The following is an 18,815-nucleotide window of genomic DNA, read 5'->3' on the forward strand; positions in this document are numbered from 1 at the left end:
TTCTTTATCTTCAGTTTTCTTCTCTTCTATCTTTGCTGTTTCTTTATCTTCAGTTTTCTTCTCTTCTATCTTTGCTGTTTCTTTATCTTCAGTTTTCTTCTCTTCTATCTTTGTTGCTTTCTTTTCTTGAGCAATTGCTTTCTTTGATGTATTAGAAGCGGTAAATAACTGGTATGTCACTATACCAACTGTCACTAATATTAAAGTAAATGCAATATTAAAAATTGCCTTTTGACGACGATTCTGTTGTTTTTCTTGAAATCTACTTACTTGTCCCATTCTTCAAACCTCCGCGTTTACTTTCTCCTCTACTCTTTATGTATTATCTCTATAATTTTCTTAATATTTCATTAAATAATAGAAATAAACTACACTTTCCTACAGGATCTCATGTCATAATAAAATTTATTTTTTTCAAGCATCTGACATATGTCATTCAAAATAGTTTAATACATTAAAAATTGATAAGCTTCCGCACTTAAGAAACCTTCAATTTTATTCAAAGGTGATTCCGATTATGTCCACATTAGATCTCCTGTAGAAAGCTTTTTAACAATTAAACCTCTTCTTCCCTTATTTATAATTTTTAAATTAAATTTCCCTCTATAGTATAATAAAGATGTTTCGTTTTCTAATGGGGTATGTCGTAAAATCAAAAGGGATTTTATCTCTTTTACCTTCTTTTCAGAGTAAATTTCACCACTAGGAAATTCTATTATTCCTAATGTAATCTTTAATTCGCTCTCATCGAAAGGCCACTCCTTATTAAGTTCCCTTATCTTTTGTATAAAGCTTCTTTTGGTTTGTCCTATATATAGCAATTTTACATTCTTAGCACATACTCTAGAGATTGCAAATATCCCCTTCTTAGAAGCTTCTTCCCTATTATAAAAATCATTTATACTATACATTCCATACCATTTAATATTTACTGTTTCTATGAATCTCACCTCATTTTTAGACAATATTATAATTTCTGAATGTTCAAATTATAATAGACGCATAGTCCTGATTACTTGAATTATAAATTGTGCTTTTCAATAATACATTTTATTATTACTAATTTCAATAATACAAAAAAAATACAATATTATAGTTTAATTACAAAACTTTATAAAAAAACAAAGTGATGTCGTACCAAATATTATATTTTTTCAATATCAGACTATCGTGAACAAAAGTTAGAGAGTTATGGAATAAAATATAATTTGTATGTACATACATTTCTTTAAAAAGAAGTTTTGTAGTTTGCAACTGAATTAAAAAAACATAGATTTTTATGACTCTTTTTGGGGATATAGCAAAGTGGGATCTTTTATATGCACGTTACTATACCGAACTAAATTTCGGTATAGTATTTTTTTGCAGCTCCTTGATTTTTCACCAAATACGCATAAAAATCAATAGTATGAAAATAAACTACTGGCTAAAAGTTTACTTTCGATAAAATAAAAAAGAACCTGCTCCATTCATTCTTAAAAACATAAGGTAAAGTGAACCCGTTAAAATACACGAATGAACCTTAGTTTTATCCTCTTACCTAAAGGAGAAACTATTATGGGCTATGGTGGTAGTTGCGGAGAAGGCTGTGGTTTTGCTGGTGGATTTGCTTTACTTGTTGTACTCTTTATACTATTAATCATTATCGGATGCAGTTGCTTCTGCTAAAAAACTATTAGAAAGGACACTCTGATATGGGTGTCTTTTCTTTATGGAAAATATCTACTATCAACCTAATTAATTTTGCCTTATAACTTCTATCATCAACAAAGGGTGATACAAACTATTACATATGTTTGTACCACCCTTTGTTGATGCGTTTAGACTTCACAAGTGTTGAAGTTTTAGACTTCTCCCTTAGTGCACCCATATTATTAGAACATCCTGTAATCTGTAGACAAAATGTAGCTAATAAAAACAATATTAATAATTTCTTCAATAAATCCTCCTACATACATAAAACACCATATGTTACAAAACAAACATAACATCAACTCTTTATAAAAACAATATAATCCTCGGTCCTTAAGCTATCTCTTAACATAGGAGTACCGTCACATATCCATCAAGCTAAGATTTTAAAATATCCCCTGCTTAAGGAATTTGTAAGTATCAAGTAAGAAAAACGAGAGCTTTGTTTTCTATAATCAAAATAGAAAGTGAAGGAAAAAAGATTATTTCTGCGATTAATATGCATGTAACAAGAGAAGAAATCTACATTTTTTTAGAATAATAATATTAGTATGTCCAAGTTTTGGAGATTGCTTGCAAATATTTTGAAGTTTTCGCACCAGAATTCTAATTACCATACTTGTTTTTTGCCATCACATATTGGAGGTTAAAACATGATTAAAAAAAAGAAAATACAAAGATTAGCACTTACCTTTATCCTACTCTTTTCTTTAGGCATTTCATCTTTCTCGCTTACAACAACTATTCACGCAGATACAAGCGAGGAACAATCTGCTGAAAAGAAACTAGTCTCTTTAACGGAGCGTACATCATTATTTTTTGAATATCTCCAGAAAGGTAAGTATGCAGAGGCACTACAGTTGACGTCTGCTGCTTTTCAATCCAAGTTTACAGCAACCACATTACAAAACTGGTGGACACAAAGTGGCTGGAGCGGGATAAAAAGCATGGGAATCCCCGTGATAAAAGAACGAAACTTGGTCCATCAGACGGTGGAAATTCCAGCAGCTACCGAAGGAACTACCATACCGCTACTCCTTAAATTCACACCTGGCGGGAAAGTAGATGAAATTGGCGAAAGGCCACCCGAGGAATCTTATACCATCCCGCATCCTAGCTATGATCAACCTGACTCCTATCAAGAACGTGAAATCGTCATTGGAAATTCTACCTATCCGTTACCAGCGACATTAACAGTTCCGAAACATAAGCGTGGTGAAAAGCTGCCCGTAGTTGTTCTTGTTCATGGTGCTGGCATCCATGATCGCGATAGCACATATATGGGAACAAAAATCTTACGAGACATTGCGGTGGGCCTTTCATCCAACAGAATTGCAGTGTTGCGCTATGAAAAACGCACCTTAGAACACGCATTAAAGATGAGTACAGAACCTGGTACGTTAGACCGTGATACTACAGATGATGCTATATTTGCAGCAAAATCAGCAGCGCAGCAGGAAGGCATTGATCCAAATAATATTTTCATTCTTGGACATAGTCTAGGAGCTGGTACAATGCCACGTATACTGAGCAAAGCGCCTTCCTCACTTGTCCGAGGAAGTATCTTACTCGCACCACCTGCACGCCCTTTGACTGACATTGCCATTGATCAGTATGAATACCTTGGGGCGTCAAAGGAAGAAATCACTGAACTAAAAAGACAGGTTGCTTTTATTCAGGATCCTACTTTCAATCCTGACCGTCCTCCAGCTGACTACAATTTTGGGTCACCTCATTTTATGTATGATGTTTCTAGGTGGCGTCCAGTTGAAGAGGCAAAATTACGAAAAGAGCCTTTACTCATTCTGCAAGGAGCACGCGATTACCAAGTAACAGTAAAAGATGAATATACAAAATGGCAAGAAGGACTTTCAAACCGCGGAAATGTTCAGTTCAAAAAATACCCGAAATTGAATCATTTCTTCATGGAAGGTGGCGGTGAATTAAGTCTTCCTAGTGAATACGAAATCCCTGCTAATGTTCCCGAGTACGTCATCCAGGACATTATTACATGGATCAACGAGACAAAAAAATAAGAAAACATCAAAATCCTTCATGCAATCATCATTGCGTGAAGGATTTTTGAAACTAGTGATTCAGACATATCTATTATAATTATATTTTTCTACGCACTAAATAAAAAGCTAAGGACCCCATAATGACAGGTGCAGCGAAGTCAAAGAAATGTGAAAAAGTAAAAGTAAAAAGAAAAAGAAATGGTATAAGTGTATAGATAAATGCTAGTCCTATAAATAAAGGAATTCCAAATTGAAACTCTCGACATCGTTTAATTTTCCTATATAAAACTTCCCCAAGTAAACAAGCTATGAGAGCTGGTATACTACCATAAGTGACGATAGTTTTTATGAATCCATGTAAAACGTCCGGGTGAATAAAGCTAGGATTAAAAATATATGAAATTAAGAACCATCCAAAAATAAAAGCAAACAGACTTGCAGCATAACTAACTACAAATTTTATCAAAGTAAGCAACGTAATCATCCCCATAATTTCCTAATATTATCTTCATTGTATCATTTTCTCTTAAAAAGACTCCAAAAGGATATACTTGCCCTTCAGCTTTCTTTTTTAACGCTTGTTCAAGACGTATTTTTTGATGTTATTCTGTATAAAAAACTTCTGGGAGCAACCTGCTCTGTTAGGTTGATAGCGATGGGGTGCCGCCAGCTTTCCGAAAAAATCACGCTAAGCCAAAAACCATAATAAGCTGTCCGTATGAGCAGCTTATTTACATAAAAAAAGACACCCTTAAGGTGCCTTTCTCCGACTGGATAAACACTTTAATTTTACTAATGTGTATTGGACTTTCCATCCTCAATGAATGGAAAGTAGAGATGCTTCAATTATGTACCGATCTGGAGCGTCTCCTATATAGTCAAAAGGATAACAAGTTGTTAATGTTAATGTTGACTCACTTTTTTCTACAATAACTGTTCGATCTTCTGAATCTGTTATCCAATGCTTTTTAATTTCATATGTATATGTTTTATTTTCATATTCCACGATAAGTTGGTCATTTTCCTTTAATTGACCAAGCTCGGTAAAAACAGTATCTCTATGTCCACTTAAAACTGTATGACCATTTCCAGATGGTGTAGTAGTTAAGTCACTAACAAACATACCTACACCCTTTTTTAGTACTTTATCATCAGCTCCCCAATATACAGAGTATTTCTTTTGTATTTTAGGGATAATTAAATATGCTACTTTATCTCCTAACTGATGGTTTACCTTTGAAGCAGGAATTTGTACAGGTTCTTCAGATTGTAATGAAGTGTCAATCTTTGTCTCTGTCTCTATCTCTGTTTGATTGATTTTTTGCGTTTCATTTTCTTTAGAAGGTGTGGAGGTCTCATATTGTTTAGCCTCGTTAGTTGTTAACGACTCTGCTGATTGTCTAGCACTATACCATTCTAGAAAATAATAGGAAAAGATAGTAAGTCCAATAACAGTTAAACATAAGCCTATCCATTGTTTTTTATTCACTTTTATCACTCCATTTGAAAACGACAGGATTTCTCCTGCCGTTTTAAGGAACTATTTTATGCGTTTGTCTTTTTACGACGGAACATTAATACAGAACCAGCTAATGCTAATCCTAAGCTTGCTAACATCATTGTAACACCGTTTGATGCTGTATTAGGTAATTTTTCACCTTGTTTTTTCGTTTCTTTTTTCACAACTGTATTAGTATTTTTCTTTGTTTCTTTTGCAGTTGTTTGAGGCTTAGTTTGTTCTTGTTTATTATTTGTTGTTTGGTTGTTTTGTTTTGAATTCTCTTGCTTAGTGTTTTCTTGTTTAACAGGTTCTTGTTTAGTGTTTTCCTGTTTAGTGTTTTCCTGTTTAGTGTTTTCTTGTTTAGGTTGTTCTTGAGGTTTAGTAGTTTCTTTATTTTCTGTTGTAGTATTTGTGCTCTTTGGATATTTATAATCTTCACATGGAATGCCGTCTTTATCATTATCTAAACGGTGTGGATCATTTCCAACACCATATCCATTTTGATCCCAGAATGCTTGAGCATCTTGTTGACTTTTAAAATGGCCACAGTTTTTTGTATCATTAGGACTCTTAGCTGCAAATGCAGAAGAACTGTACCCCACTGTTAATAGTGTTACCGCTGTTGCTGAAGCTAATAATTTTTTCATAAATTTCTTTATCCCCCTAAATGGTATGTATTTACATTGAAATATTTTACATTTAAAAAATTAAAAATACAATAATAATTTGTAGATAAATGTAAGATTTCTAGATAATAATACCAAACTATTAATTCGTATATTGTCATATTATGTCGAAAGAAAATAAAAAAAGAGCCAAAGCTCTCTTTAATAACTAATACTAACCATAGTCACTATTCTCACAGTAATATGAATTTGATTTATCACAACAAATATATGTTGTTTGTTGGATAAATAATGGAATCAGTAAAGCATTAGCTGTAGTAGCATTTGAGACAGTAATACTTTGAAAACATCCTCAAGTAAGAAAGTTTTTGTATCTCTTGATGTTAATGTTGTTAGTGTAAAAACTCCCTTTAGATGTATACGGAGGTTTTTTAAATTTATATTTTATTAGATTCATAAACTTCTCATAAATTATAATACAAAATATAGAAATACAGTTATAATATACTATGTTCTTATATATTTTTGGGGAGGATTTATAGTGAATAAAGTATATGAATTTAAAAGTGCTGGAAAGTCTACAATTACTATTGATGGGAATTTTATCCGCATAAAAAGAAAAGGCTTTGTAAACCTTATGAATCATGGTTTAGATGGCGAAAAGACAATTGATATCAATACGTTAACTGGGGTACAAATGAAGCAGGCTGGATTTACTAGTGGATATATCCAATTTATTTTTATGGGGAGTAAAGAAAGCAAAGGTGGAGTATTTGCAGCTACAAAAGATGAAAATACAGTTATGTTTGTAAAAAAAGAGCAAAAAATGGCTGAAGAAATCAAAACATACATAGAAGGAATATTGTCAAATAAGGGGCAAACACAAGTGGCTGCAACTACAAGTGGTGCTGACGAAATATTAAAGTATAAAGAGTTGTTAGACCAAGGTATTATTACTGAAGAAGAATTCCAAGCTAAGAAAAAACAATTATTAGGTATATAGAGGGCACTCAGTTGAGTGCTTTTTTATTTTATGGATATCAACACATACACATCAAGCTAAAAATTCTTTGTGTTTTATACTAAGGAAATTTATTTTTATCATTTTGGTGAGGAACGTTTTCCTTAACCTGATAGCGATGGGGTGCCGCCAGCATTCCGAAAAAATCACGCTAAGCAAAAAATATAATAAGCTGTCGATATAGACAGCCCTTTACATAATTATCGTTATTGGAATCAAAATAAACTTACACATCCAAACTATTGATAATAGCTAATATTTGATGATCTGTCCATTTGCCATTAATCCTTATATTTTCTTTCGCTATACCTTCTTTTTTAAACCCCACTTTTTCTAATACACGAATAGGTGCTATATTATCAAGCATCGCTCCTGCTTCAATTCTATGTAGCTTTAATTCCCTAAAAGCAAAATCTACAACAAGTTGAAGAGCCTCTGTTGTATAGCCCTTTGCATTATGCTCCTTATCTAAAGTAAATCCCGTATAACAGCTTTGGAGGTCCCCCCTAACAATTTGAGTTAATGAAATGTCTCCGATAAGCTTATCATTTTCTCTTAAAAAGATTCCAAAAGGGTATACTTGCCCTTCAGCTGTCTTTTTTAGAGCTTGTTCAAGACGTATTTTTTGATGTTCTTCTGTATAAAAAACTTCTGGGAGCAACGGGCAAACTCTTTGAAAAAATTCGCGATTTCTAATATGTAAGTTAGCTAACTCGTTAGCATCAGCAGTTTTATAAAGCCGAATATAAATGTGCTTCCCTACTAGTTTCATAACATCCCTCCAACATTTTTATATGTCTAATGAGGCAAAAGTATACCATATACTTTATACGGTTGGCTATTGTCAGGAGTCATTTTGTACGAAAGAAAAGACACTCTATATGAGTGTCTTTTCCAATAGTTTTTAGCAGAAGCAAGAAGCTCCAACGATGATTAATAAAATGAATAACACAACTAATAAAGCGAAGCCTCCCGAGAAGCCACAACCGCCACAACTACCACCATAACCCATAATAGTTCCTCCTTTAGATAAGAGGGGAAAACTAAGGTTCACTCATGTATTTTAATGGATTCGTTTCATCTTATGTTTTTCCGCATTGATTGAGCAGGTCCTTTCGAAAACTATTCACATATTAACTATATTTTTAAAAATAAATAATTCGACTATATCAATAGATAGATAAATTAATATAATGTATTAATCCTAAAAGAAGGGAGGAATAGCCATGCAATTAGTTTGTTTTAAAATAGTAAGTGGTCAGTATTTCTTGTTTGTAGAAGGTATTCAAATTCCTGTACCAATTCCAGCAGTTGCTGCAGCTTTATTAATTGGTTTAGGAGTAATTCCACTTTGTTCTTAATGTAAGGAATTCGGATCATTCCTATCTTTCAATTGGAAAAGCCTCAAGTATATGAATACTTGAGGCTTTCTTTATATCAAAGAAAAAACACCTTACAGCGCTTGAAGATCTCCTGATTTAACTAATGCGGCCGTTACATCATCACCGAAAGTATTGAGACAGAATACTTGCTCGTCTACCTTATCCATTACTGTAGCTTCACCTATCTCGCCACCTTGAAGTTTAATAAAATAGTTATGTTCTTCTAAAATTTTACTAAAATCTCTATTTGCCCATCTTTCAGTAATTGCTAATAGCTCTTCTTTATTCTTGAAATTGTTTCCGTTTAGAATGTTTCTTACTTTCTCTGCATTCTTTTTAGACATAGGAATTGCTCCCTTTCCTTCACACGCTTTTACTTTTTGATGAGTCATGCTATGCATAGCTGAAATAACTTCTTCTTCAGCAGAAGTTACTGTAATGTGAAGTTGTGCATTTGAACCTTTAACTTCTGCTTCATTCGATAGTATGTCTTCTTTATCAACCTCTGCAAAAACATGGTCCTCACTCCCAAGCGGGACTTCAGCAAACTGTAACATTCCATAAGTTATACCAGTTGCAAGTACTACTACCCCTATAATAGATGCTAGCCAATACGTTAGCTTCTTGTCCATCTTCATTTCCCCTGTCTTCGTTTAAATATCTTAACTAAATAATACCATATTTAATTCCTTTTTATTGAAGAGTCTCTAATTTCTACTATTTAAAAATATTCTCATCGTCTAATGCAATACGATATAATCATTTTATAATACAAAAAAATCATATTCTCATTCCCTATTTTTTTGGAGGTGATTGTCTTGAATAAAAACATCAATCTACTTCTTCAAATAATAATTGGAATTATAATCATGATCGCACCTATTCTCATAACAGGATCTATATACGATGTCACTAAATCATTTGGTGAACTATTAGTGGCAGAACTTATTATAAGAACACTTTCTCTCATTATTGGACTTTTAGTTATTAGTACGGCTTTGCATCGTTATTCTCAATAATTATTCATGTTCAAAAAATACAAATATTTTACATACCAATTCTTATGTATAAAGACACCCAAAACAAGTGTTACGAAAAAAATATAAAAAAGACATCTTTTCTAGGGAAAGATGTCTTTTTTATATAAACCTTAATGTTCGTTCTGTAAAACCCTCGCTGCCTTTACTCCTTCTTTCTCTTCTTTTAAGAATAACGATACGATAAATGCAACAATAATAAAGATTAACCCAAGTGCAAATGCACCTTGGAACCCTGACGTTAAACCGTTTAACTTCTCTACTGGATCCAGTGGATTTGCGGAGCTTTCCATATAGCTAGTTGTTCCTGAAGACATTTTCGATATGAATATAGCTGTACCAATTGCGCCAGCTACTTGTTGCAACGTACTAAATAGTGCTGTTCCGTGCGGATATAAATCTGGTGTTAATTGATTTAAACCGTATGTTTGTGCTGTCATGACAAACATGAGTCCAACCATTAATACGCTATGCATGACAATAATTTGTACCATTGATGTATCAGGAGTAATGCCTTTAAATAAGAACATTGCAATTCCTACTAAGACAATGCCGGGAACGATAATAACTTTCGGACTAAATTTATCAAATAGTTTACCTGCGATTGGTCCCATTATGGCGCTAATAACACTTCCCGGAAGCATGATAATTCCTGATTTAAAAGCTGTAACGAGTAAAACGGTTTGCAGGAACATCGGTAATAAAGTCATCGTTGAAAATAGCGACATCATCACAATGACAATTAATCCAACTGATAATGTAAACATCGGAACTTTAAATGCTCGTAATTCTAAAATTGGATTCTCAATTTTCAATTGTCGAACGGCAAAAATACATAATGAGATAAGCCCAACAATTAAAGTGCCATACACTTTTGCATCGGACCATCCTAAATCACCCGATGCACTAAAGCTATACACAAGCCCGCCAAATCCTAATGTCGATAAAAGGATAGATGGGTAATCTACTTTTGGCCTTGTTAACTCTGAAACATTTTGAATGTACTTCATCCCAATCATAATGGAAATGATCACGATAGGAATAACAATATAGAATAACCAGCGCCAATTTAATGAATCCACAATTACTCCAGATAATGTAGGACCAATTGCCGGAGCTGCCATCATCACAAGTGCGATTAATCCCATTGTCGCACCACGTTTTTCAGGCGGACAAATAATTAAAATCGTATTCATTAATAACGGTGTAATTAATCCCGTCGCTACAGCTTGGACGATACGGCCGACTAATAAAACGGAAAATGTCGGTGCGAATCCCGCAATTAATGTACCAGCTAAAAACGTTACCATAGCGATCAAAAACATTTGTCTCGTTGTGAGCCATTGCTGAAGTAACGCTGTAATTGGGACTAAAACCCCAACTACTAACATGTAAGCTGTAGAAAGCCATTGAATCGTTGAAGCCGTTACGCCAAATTCTTTCATTAATACCGTTAACGCATTACCAAGTAATGTTTCATTTAATAACGCAACCATTGCCCCTAAAAGTAATGCAATTAAAATGGGGGTATGTTTCATATTAGAAGTATCAACTTTGCCACTTACAAGGCTCTTAGTTGTCATATTCATTTACAGATTCTCCTCCTGTTTCTTACTTAAAAAACTTTAAATATACCTGAACATATGTAATATAATATACATATGTAGATTAAAAAGGGAGAATCAATTTTCAGCCACTGTATATTTAATCTACAAAAAAGGAGAAGTGTAGATGAATGATAATGAAAAACAACTTGATTTACGTATTAGACGTACACATAAATTACTGTGGGATTCCTTATTTGAATTAATGACGCAATCAAAACAGAAATATAGTACGATCACGATTAACCAAATATGTGACCGCGCGATGGTACACCGAACAACCTTTTATAAACACTTTGAAGATAAAGATGCTTTATTAGCATTTGGATTTAAACGATACAGCAAGATGATTGCTGAAATACCAGTTTCAGATCGATTAAGTAAACCATTTCAAGTAATGGAACAATTTCTACACCATGAAGAAATCGGTAAAATATTAGAGACACAAATGTCTGATGAACAATTTATTAACCGGACACAGTATTTAAGTCACGAAACGAGAAAACAAGAAATAGAAGCGTTACATCAACTGCGCAAAAATCATACGATGCCAAATGATTTAATCATTGAATTTTATTCAGGGGCAATCACCTCATTAAGCGCATGGTGGTTTAAAAATGAAAGAAAAGTTTCTGCTGCTGAAATGGATAGGTATCTTCACCAACTTATTAACCAGGATATTTTTCAGTTTGAAAAAGAATAAGACTACACCTTTTCAATCATGGAATCAAATTGACCACAAAATAGGAATATGATATATTTTCCGTAGAATACTATATAAGTGTGACAGCGAATAAATTGGCATATAATAAAAAGAAGAGATGCGCTAACATCTCTTCCTTAACTGCTACCGTATAGGGTGGTGGTTATTATACGTTATTATTTTTTTACGAAACCCACCCTTTTGCTTCCTACGGCGCGGAGTGGTTTTTTTGTTGTCCTTACCCAGAAGTTGCTTCCGCAAAAAATACGCTGAAACTTCACGTACAGTCGCTTTCAGAAACTCTTTTACAAGATTAATCAAAAACTCCATATTATCACCCCCTTTCCTTCCAAATGGAAAGAAGGGATAACCACCCACCCTCACAATATGCAGTTACATATATTTTATCAAATGATTGTAAAGATATTATGTAAACAAAACAAATGAAGTTTTACATAGAAAAATATGAGTTTATATTATTTTCATTCTCTTCAATTAGATTTTCTTTTTAGATGCTATCTTCAAATAAGGTAGCATCTAAAAAACGTTAAAAGGAATTTTCTCCCTAGTGTCTTCTTATATTTTATGTAATCTGCGTATTTAACCTTTTCTACGTTCTTTAATTACTTACTGAATATAGTCATACAGATTTTTCGCTAACAATAAACAAGTTACTGTAATGAAAAGAGCACGAACATACCCGCTTCCTTTTTTTATAGCGAATTTGGAGCCAACAATCCCTCCAGCAATTTGAGCAATCCCCATTATGAAGCCATACACATAGTTTACTTGTCCTACATACATAAACATCAACAATGCACCAACGTTACTTCCTAAATTAAGAAACTTCGCCGTACCTGCTGCTTTTAAAAAATCATACCCAATAAATAAAAGAGCGAACATTAAAAACGAACCTGTGCCAGGCCCTAGAAATCCATCATAAAAACCAATAGCAAAAATAAAAAAGGTAAAAATAATGACGTGTCGACCAGACAATTTCTTATGAGTGGAAATACTTCCCCAATCCTTCTTGAATATCGTATAAATAGCGACCACACCAAGCATGATCAGCATTAATGGCTTCAGTACTTCTGGATTCATTAAATGAACGGTCCATGCCCCTATTATGGAACCTATAAAAGTGATTGGAAATAATTTAAAAGCCGATTTCAAATCAAGATTACCAGAACGATAAAACACAATATTACTAGTTGCACTCCCCATTGTCGATGCTAATTTATTCGTGGCTACTGCACTTGCTGGATTCAATCCTGTAAATAATAAAGCTGGTAAAGCAATGAGTCCACCACCACCTACAACTGAATCAATAAATGCAGCTACAAATCCAAAAACAATCAAAATCATTAATACAGATGGGTCTAAATAAAAATCCATACTAGTAGCCTCCTCTTTAGTCACTATTGTAATAGTAACTATGAATTTGCTAAATGTAAAGAGTTATTGTAACGTTGAAATATAAAGTGAAACTTTAATCAGTGGGGGGGTGTTCATCCCCCACTGATTATTAGTTGAACCAATCGGGCTTTTACGGGCAGTTGATTCCCACCTAACTTCTTTGCTTCCGCTGAATTTTGAGGTGGGGGTCTTACTGCCCGTTAAAGCGGGATAAATGCAAACATCGGAGGACGAAAAAAGTGGACTACATAGTGCAACAGCTTAAAAAAATTGGTTTCAATGAATATGAAGCTAAATCTTATGTATCTCTTGTTAAACAAGGGCCTGTCACAGCCTACCAAGTGAGTAAAGATTCGGGTGTCCCAAGAGCGCGAATTTATGAGATTTTAGGTAACCTTGTAGAAAAAGGAATTGTCATGAAGGAAGAAATAAATGACACCACTCGCTATTCACCTCTACCTGTTGAAATCTTTTTACAGAAGGCGCAAACAGAATGGCAGTCTACTTATGAAGGAATAAGTGATTCATTAAAAAAACTAGAAACTTCCGAGGAAAAAACGGATAATCGAGTGATTACTTTAAAAGACAATCAAACAATCATTAGCTATTGTCAGGCATTAATAAAAAAAGCAGAACGACGTATTGTCATTTCAATGTGGGATGAGATGTATGAAGCGTTAAAAGAAGATCTATCTGAAGTAGCTGATAAAGTTACAATACAAGGTATTACCCTGCATGTTGAAAATCCAATTAAAAATCTAGAAGCCCATCGCATAACACCTTATACAGAAACCTTGTCTACAGAACATTGGTTTATTTTATCGATAGATTCTAAAGAGATGATTTATGGACCATCACTTGAAGAGCGTAATATTGCTTTTTATACAGATGACCCCGTTCATATATACTTATTAGAGGATTACGTATGGCATGATGTTTTAGTGAATCGACTTGTCCGACGTAGCCAAGATGACTTGCAGCAATGGATCACTGCGGAGAGAAGATCTTTCTTTATGGGGAAATAAGGAGTATATTGAAGAGCAAATCAAAAAGTTTGCGTATTAAACCTAACAACTTCTCCTTATAAAAATAGCCAACTATTACATAATAGTCGGCTATTTTTATATAAATTTATACAGACACTGCCATTTTCCCTTTGCAAAATATTCCCATTAATGCAGCGATTAATGAGATAAACGCTTCTCCCACTCTTTCACCTTTTCAATTGTTACATCTAATTTCTTAGCCACTTCCTCTATACTCATTCCTTTAAAGAGCATTCCAGCTGCCGAAAGGGCTTTATCAATTTCTTCTTGCTTCTCCTGTTCATATAAACGGCCCACTTTTGTCATCCGTAACCACTCCTTTACTTTTTTCGCGTAGTCTTCATCAATAAATTTATCTGTAGCTACAAGAATTCCGGCAATAACTTGAATTTGTTCTTGCTCATCGGAGATACATTTTGCTACTTCTATCGTCTTCTCAATTAAAATTTGTCTTTTTTCTCTGCTATGCATAAGTGGTACAAGTATCAATTTCATGGTTTCTTCATCCGTCAAAGATTTTCCTTCTTCCATTTTTTTAATAACCTTTTGAAGGATAGCATCACCATTATATTCGCTTAGTAAAACCGCTTTGGAATTTAAACGTATACTAGATACATCTATTTCTTCTATTGGATTCATTACCTCACTTGTATAAATAACCACGATTCGAATATCCGGTAACTCTTTATTCTTATTATAATAACGATACATAATTTGATTTGCATAATCCATATACTTCAAATGGTTTTCAAGGAAACGGGTATTACTTTCATACTCTAACATTAAAATTGAACCATCTTCCATTTCAAATAAAGTATCTGAGCGCCTTTGATCTGCACGAACTCTCGAGAATTCATTTAATAACAGCTCTTTTATTTTTGGAAAGCCTTTTAATCCATATGCTTCAAGCCCTTTATCCCTATAACATTCACTTAAAAACTTCATAAGAATATCTTTATTATGATAAGAAATATCATTCCCTGCCAATAGCTAATCCCCCTTAACTATTAGTTACCATTTTCTTTATTATATAACTTATGAAATTAGCATTACAACTTTGGTTCACATGCAGATACTATTTTCAAAACAACTTGCCCTTTCACTACTTTACCCCCTCCACAAACTGCCCAAACTCCTTCAAAAACCTCAATTTAAAACTCCCCACAGGCCCATTCCGATGCTTTGCCACATGAATCTCCGTCATCTCTTTCTGCACCGTTTCCTTATCATAATAATCCTCGCGATACATAAGCATAATAACATCCGCATCTTGCTCAATTTGTCCTGTCTCTCTTAAATCAGATAAAAGAGGGCGCTTATCTTGCCGTGCTTCTACCGAACGAGATAATTGTGACAATGCTACTACACAAACATTTAATTCCCGCGCTAATAACTTAAGCTTACGAGAAATCTCACTAATCTCTTGAAATCGATTTCCCTTATGCTTCGGATCGCCCGTAATAAGCTGCAAGTAATCTACAATAACTAAAACCTTCTTATCACCATGCTTCCTCTTTAACTTACGAGTTTGCATCCAAATATCTTGCACCGCAACACCTGCGTTATCGTAAATCTCAAATGGTAATTCCCCGATTTCCGCAAACGCCTTACTCACCTTTTCCCAGTCCTCTATCGCAAAACGATGCTTCGGATTTTTCAGCCTACCTCCTGACACTTCAGCTATGCAAGACGCCATCCTTTTTAACAATTGCTTACTACCCATCTCTAACGAAAACAATCCAACCGCCACTCCAGACTTCGCCGCATGCAGTCCAACATTTAGGGCAAACGCAGTCTTCCCCATCGAAGGACGCGCACCAAGAACGACAAAATCACCTTCCTGCAATCCGCACGTCATTTTATTTAGCGATGTATAACCAGTCTCAATACCAGTAATCTCTTTCGCATCTTGATGAAGCTCTTCATATAAATCAACTAGCGCATCCTTCAAATCAAACTCACATACACAGTCCTTTTCCTCTAACTCACAAAGTGCCGTAATCGTCTCACCAATAATTTTCTCATTCTTCTCCGTAATAAGACGCTCTCCCATCTTGTGCCCGAGAACACCCGCCTGATACATTTTCCAGGCACCTCGAACAAGCCCCTCATAATAAGAGAAGTTAGCAATTGTAGGCACACCATCCATTAACCCTATAAAATATTCCATTCCCCCGATCCCCTCTAAAAACTTCGGATCTACCCTAGAAATGAACGTCACAAGATCAATCGGTTGCCCCTCTTCTTCCATTTTCCGCATTAACTGAAATATAGACTTGTGCACTGACAGAGAAAAATACTGCTCCGTCAAACGGCACTCCTTAATAAGCTCTCCATCAATTAATAGAGAACCTAACACCGTCTTTTCCGCCTCCACATTTTGAATACTCATGGCCGCCACCCGCGCTCCGCTAAAAAGCGCTGCAACTCTTCCTCAGACGGCGCATTCTTCTCCCACTCCTCACACCTCGCCAAAAACTCCTCCGTCTCCCCCGTACTAACAGACGACTCCTTCTTCCGAAAGCTCGCCGTATCCGCCTCAACCTCACACACTTTCGTAAATCCTTTCCCGTGCCACCCTCTCAAAATCCCCTTCACATAAGCAACCGTCCGCTTATTATTCTCAAACGCAATTTGAAGAGCCTTCAGCACAAGCTCCTCTGACAAATCTTCCATCCACGCACTCAGTTCCTCCACAGTATGCGGAGACAAACTACCGAAATGCTCCTCATAAAAAGAAAACACGCGACGTCCCGTTTCCTCCTCTATAACCTCTTCTTCCTCTGTCTCCTCGCAAACTGGCTCGACATCATCCACAGCCAAATCACTCGGCATGCCGAAATGCGCTAACAGCATCGGAACATTCAGCTCTTCCTCAACGCACTTCTGAAGAAACATATGTACAAACTCCTTATTCTTCACACCCTTAAGCTCACGAAGCACACACTTCTCCACATTCGTATTCGTCACCGGATTATAACGAAGCCAATTTAAAACGAATAACTCCCGAGTATCCGCATCATAAAGAATCTTCCCATAATCAATGAAGCGCTGCACAAGCTTATCAACAGTCTCTCGATTATAACCCGTCTCCATCTCAGCTAACCGCTTCGGAAAAGGAAAAATCCCACACTGCGTCGTCTTCGAACAAGTTAATAAGTACACATAAAAATACCGCTCCTCCGGCGTCAAATCCAAAACAAAATCATCCTGCCAAAAATTCACCTGCACAGTACGATATACCGCCATCCCAATTCCTCCCGTCCTAATTCAAAAATGAAAAATTCCTCTTTGTACTATATATAGGAAGGAGGGCCGGGTTTTTGGCGTGTTATTTCAAATTTTTTTTCGACTCCTACTACGGTGTTTGTTGGTGTTTTTGTTTTGTTATGCTTTTTCTTAGTGATTTATTACTTGGTAGGGGCTTGTAAGGGGCTTAGGAGGGGCTAATTATCGGTTACTTCAATTAGAAACACTCGATCTGAAAAGCCACCTCGTTCTTCTGCTTTCTTTTTTCGGATGTTGTTGATTTCTTCTAGTGTTGAGCCCTCGTGTTCGGCTAGGGCGTTGATTAGTTCTAGGAGATCGGATAGTTCTTCTAGTTTATGTTCTTTTGTGTCTGCTTCTAGATATTCGGTTAGTTCTTCTTGTGTTTTTTTGCAGAGTTCCTCTATGTATTCATCTTCGTTTAGGATTCTAGTTGTGGGTGTTTTTCCGTTGGATTTTATTATTTGTGGGATTTTGTTTCGGATTAGTTTGTTGTAGGTTAGCATGTGGGTTTCCTCCGTTAGGTTTTTCTTCTATTATAATGGAAAAGCAGTTTAACTGGCTGTTAAACTGCTTTATTGTTTCTTTTATATTGTTTTCTTCTTTGGGTATAAAGAGAGGGGAATTCAATTTCTCCTTTTATAAACACCTTATTTTATACTCTCCATATATCTTTTTAATGTAGGAATTATCTCTTTAGCTATTGTTTCTAAATCTTCATTTGTACGTTTTAAATACTTAATATCATCGAATAAAAAGTCTATTTTTTCTATATCAACATCTTGATGAACCACAGCAATGGTTAATACATCCCGTTTTGAAGCGTATCTATTTGCAAATTTATTTAGCTCTAAATCGCACCAATTAGAATTAATAAAATCATTTGTAATCCAAAAAATAACTCCTGTCGACTGTTTAATTCCTTTTTGAATTGCCTTGACAATAGATTCACCATAATCAATATTTACTTTATCAAACCATACAGGTAATCCAGCACCATTGATGTAAGGAATTAAATCTTCAACCTCACTTTTATTTTTAGAAGAGTGACTTAAAAAAATAGGCATTTGATTTCCAAGTGGTTTATCTATAATATAACCTAGCTTTTCTATTTCACTTTTCTCAGCAAATGGGAATAGAAATTCACTTTTCATCGCCTTTTCTACATCACACTCTCCAACTAAAGTTTGACTATTAAATCTTCTATTACCTATCTCTTGCTGTAATTCATGGAATGTAATATCTGGACGATAACGCAAACCTTCTCCTAGCATCAAATTTTTCATAACCTCAATATGGTCTTCCTGAGGATTATCGTAACTTAATACAATATAAAATTCTAAATTATATGGAATTGAATTGGTCAATAAATTTACCATCTGAAGAGATGTCGCATCTTGTTCACTTAACAACTCTTTCAAAGCTGGGATTAATGGTTTTCTTATACCATAATCGCATTCCCAAACATAATCTTTATCTAATTTCTTCATATTCTTCACCCA

22 protein-coding genes and 2 pseudogenes are annotated in these 18,815 nt (G+C 34.8%); 7 read left to right on the top strand and 17 right to left on the bottom strand.

The window, feature by feature from the left end:
- Together MR160_RS15235 and MR160_RS15240 are read right to left on the bottom strand one after the other, a co-directional pair.
- Positions 1-279, bottom strand: a pseudogene (locus MR160_RS15235) (YrrS family protein); the annotation flags it as partial.
- A gap of 236 nt (positions 280-515) precedes the next feature.
- Entirely contained in the window at positions 516-950 is a 435-nt protein-coding gene (locus MR160_RS15240) for a sodium:proton symporter (RefSeq protein ID WP_242297681.1), read from the bottom strand.
- Between the two features lie 607 nt (positions 951-1,557).
- Here MR160_RS15240 and MR160_RS15245 point away from each other — a divergent pair.
- Together MR160_RS15245 and MR160_RS15250 are read left to right on the top strand one after the other, a co-directional pair.
- On the top strand, positions 1,558-1,668 hold the full coding sequence (locus MR160_RS15245) for a YjcZ family sporulation protein (protein WP_000540371.1): 111 nt from the start codon (positions 1,558-1,560) through the stop codon (positions 1,666-1,668).
- Between the two features lie 677 nt (positions 1,669-2,345).
- A complete protein-coding gene (locus MR160_RS15250; protein WP_242297669.1) occupies positions 2,346-3,728 on the top strand; it encodes an alpha/beta hydrolase family protein in 1,383 nt (460 codons plus the stop codon).
- Positions 3,729-3,807: 79 nt separating this feature from the next.
- Here the strand turns inward: MR160_RS15250 and MR160_RS15255 are convergent, their stop codons facing one another.
- From MR160_RS15255 to MR160_RS15270, 4 genes and pseudogenes are all read right to left on the bottom strand, one after another.
- The gene (locus MR160_RS15255) at positions 3,808-4,194 is read right to left on the bottom strand and encodes a hypothetical protein (RefSeq protein WP_025988997.1); all 387 of its coding nucleotides are present in this window, start codon (positions 4,192-4,194) and stop codon (positions 3,808-3,810) included.
- A 25-nt stretch (positions 4,195-4,219) separates the two neighbouring features.
- Positions 4,220-4,342 (bottom strand): annotated as a pseudogene (locus MR160_RS15260) (GNAT family N-acetyltransferase); the annotation flags it as partial.
- 185 nt (positions 4,343-4,527) lie between these two features.
- Positions 4,528-5,199 carry a class D sortase gene (locus MR160_RS15265; protein ID WP_001036099.1) on the bottom strand — a complete coding sequence of 224 codons (672 nt, stop codon included), beginning with the start codon at positions 5,197-5,199 and terminating at the stop codon, positions 4,528-4,530.
- A 56-nt stretch (positions 5,200-5,255) separates the two neighbouring features.
- Positions 5,256-5,858: an excalibur calcium-binding domain-containing protein gene (locus MR160_RS15270; protein WP_097820804.1), complete on the bottom strand. Its 603-nt coding sequence runs from the start codon at positions 5,856-5,858 to the stop codon at positions 5,256-5,258.
- Positions 5,859-6,378: 520 nt separating this feature from the next.
- Here MR160_RS15270 and MR160_RS15275 point away from each other — a divergent pair.
- Positions 6,379-6,840, top strand: coding sequence for a DUF4429 domain-containing protein (locus tag MR160_RS15275; RefSeq protein WP_001045577.1), 462 nt, complete (start codon positions 6,379-6,381; stop codon positions 6,838-6,840).
- Between the two features lie 244 nt (positions 6,841-7,084).
- On the opposite strand, the gene MR160_RS15280 is transcribed toward MR160_RS15275, so the two are convergent.
- Both MR160_RS15280 and MR160_RS15285 read right to left on the bottom strand, forming a co-directional pair.
- Positions 7,085-7,630 carry a GNAT family N-acetyltransferase gene (locus MR160_RS15280; RefSeq protein WP_000779762.1) on the bottom strand — a complete coding sequence of 182 codons (546 nt, stop codon included), beginning with the start codon at positions 7,628-7,630 and terminating at the stop codon, positions 7,085-7,087.
- 132 nt (positions 7,631-7,762) lie between these two features.
- Complete coding sequence (locus tag MR160_RS15285; RefSeq protein ID WP_000540375.1) at positions 7,763-7,870, bottom strand: YjcZ family sporulation protein; 108 nt, start codon at positions 7,868-7,870, stop codon at positions 7,763-7,765.
- 214 nt (positions 7,871-8,084) lie between these two features.
- Here MR160_RS15285 and MR160_RS34860 point away from each other — a divergent pair, with 214 nt between their 5' ends.
- Positions 8,085-8,219 (top strand): hypothetical protein, encoded by a 135-nt coding sequence (locus MR160_RS34860; RefSeq protein ID WP_001177693.1) that lies wholly within the window; start codon positions 8,085-8,087, stop codon positions 8,217-8,219.
- A gap of 92 nt (positions 8,220-8,311) precedes the next feature.
- On the opposite strand, the gene MR160_RS15290 is transcribed toward MR160_RS34860, so the two are convergent.
- Entirely contained in the window at positions 8,312-8,872 is a 561-nt protein-coding gene (locus MR160_RS15290; RefSeq protein WP_000358711.1) for a PRK06770 family protein, read from the bottom strand.
- A 186-nt stretch (positions 8,873-9,058) separates the two neighbouring features.
- Here MR160_RS15290 and MR160_RS15295 point away from each other — a divergent pair, with 186 nt between their 5' ends.
- Positions 9,059-9,259, top strand: a complete 201-nt coding sequence (locus MR160_RS15295) for a hypothetical protein (protein ID WP_001038824.1) — start codon at positions 9,059-9,061, stop codon at positions 9,257-9,259.
- Positions 9,260-9,390: 131 nt separating this feature from the next.
- Here MR160_RS15295 and MR160_RS15300 read toward each other — a convergent pair whose 3' ends face one another.
- A complete protein-coding gene (locus tag MR160_RS15300) occupies positions 9,391-10,866 on the bottom strand; it encodes an MDR family MFS transporter (RefSeq protein ID WP_001057509.1) in 1,476 nt (491 codons plus the stop codon).
- 142 nt (positions 10,867-11,008) lie between these two features.
- Between MR160_RS15300 and MR160_RS15305 the strand changes: the two genes are divergently transcribed.
- A complete protein-coding gene (locus MR160_RS15305; protein ID WP_000999304.1) occupies positions 11,009-11,584 on the top strand; it encodes a TetR/AcrR family transcriptional regulator in 576 nt (191 codons plus the stop codon).
- 144 nt (positions 11,585-11,728) lie between these two features.
- Here the strand turns inward: MR160_RS15305 and MR160_RS15310 are convergent, their stop codons facing one another.
- Together MR160_RS15310 and MR160_RS15315 are read right to left on the bottom strand one after the other, a co-directional pair.
- Positions 11,729-11,914, bottom strand: a complete 186-nt coding sequence (locus MR160_RS15310; protein ID WP_000394866.1) for a hypothetical protein — start codon at positions 11,912-11,914, stop codon at positions 11,729-11,731.
- 297 nt (positions 11,915-12,211) lie between these two features.
- On the bottom strand, positions 12,212-12,979 hold the full coding sequence (locus MR160_RS15315; RefSeq protein ID WP_000348433.1) for a TSUP family transporter: 768 nt from the start codon (positions 12,977-12,979) through the stop codon (positions 12,212-12,214).
- 260 nt (positions 12,980-13,239) lie between these two features.
- On the opposite strand from MR160_RS15315, the gene MR160_RS15320 reads away from it, so the two are divergent.
- Entirely contained in the window at positions 13,240-14,025 is a 786-nt protein-coding gene (locus MR160_RS15320; protein WP_000384618.1) for a TrmB family transcriptional regulator, read from the top strand.
- A 159-nt stretch (positions 14,026-14,184) separates the two neighbouring features.
- On the opposite strand, the gene MR160_RS15325 is transcribed toward MR160_RS15320, so the two are convergent.
- The 5 genes from MR160_RS15325 to MR160_RS15345 form a co-directional block, all read right to left on the bottom strand.
- A complete protein-coding gene (locus tag MR160_RS15325; RefSeq protein ID WP_000908107.1) occupies positions 14,185-15,033 on the bottom strand; it encodes an RpnC/YadD family protein in 849 nt (282 codons plus the stop codon).
- Positions 15,034-15,148: 115 nt separating this feature from the next.
- On the bottom strand, positions 15,149-16,438 hold the full coding sequence (dnaB, locus tag MR160_RS15330; RefSeq protein WP_242297671.1) for a replicative DNA helicase: 1,290 nt from the start codon (positions 16,436-16,438) through the stop codon (positions 15,149-15,151).
- On the bottom strand, positions 16,435-17,295 hold the full coding sequence (locus MR160_RS15335) for a DnaD domain-containing protein (RefSeq protein ID WP_000312179.1): 861 nt from the start codon (positions 17,293-17,295) through the stop codon (positions 16,435-16,437). Before MR160_RS15335 ends, dnaB begins: the two co-directional genes overlap by 4 nt.
- Before the next feature lie 197 nt (positions 17,296-17,492).
- Positions 17,493-17,819, bottom strand: a complete 327-nt coding sequence (locus MR160_RS15340) for a nucleoside triphosphate pyrophosphohydrolase (protein ID WP_098900000.1) — start codon at positions 17,817-17,819, stop codon at positions 17,493-17,495.
- A 144-nt stretch (positions 17,820-17,963) separates the two neighbouring features.
- Entirely contained in the window at positions 17,964-18,803 is an 840-nt protein-coding gene (locus MR160_RS15345) for a toll/interleukin-1 receptor domain-containing protein (RefSeq protein ID WP_061660157.1), read from the bottom strand.
- Positions 18,804-18,815 lie beyond the last annotated feature (12 nt).

Source organism: Bacillus cereus group sp. BfR-BA-01382 (genome assembly GCF_022663475.1).
GTDB classification, from domain to species: Bacteria; Bacillota; Bacilli; order Bacillales; family Bacillaceae_G; genus Bacillus_A; species Bacillus_A thuringiensis_S.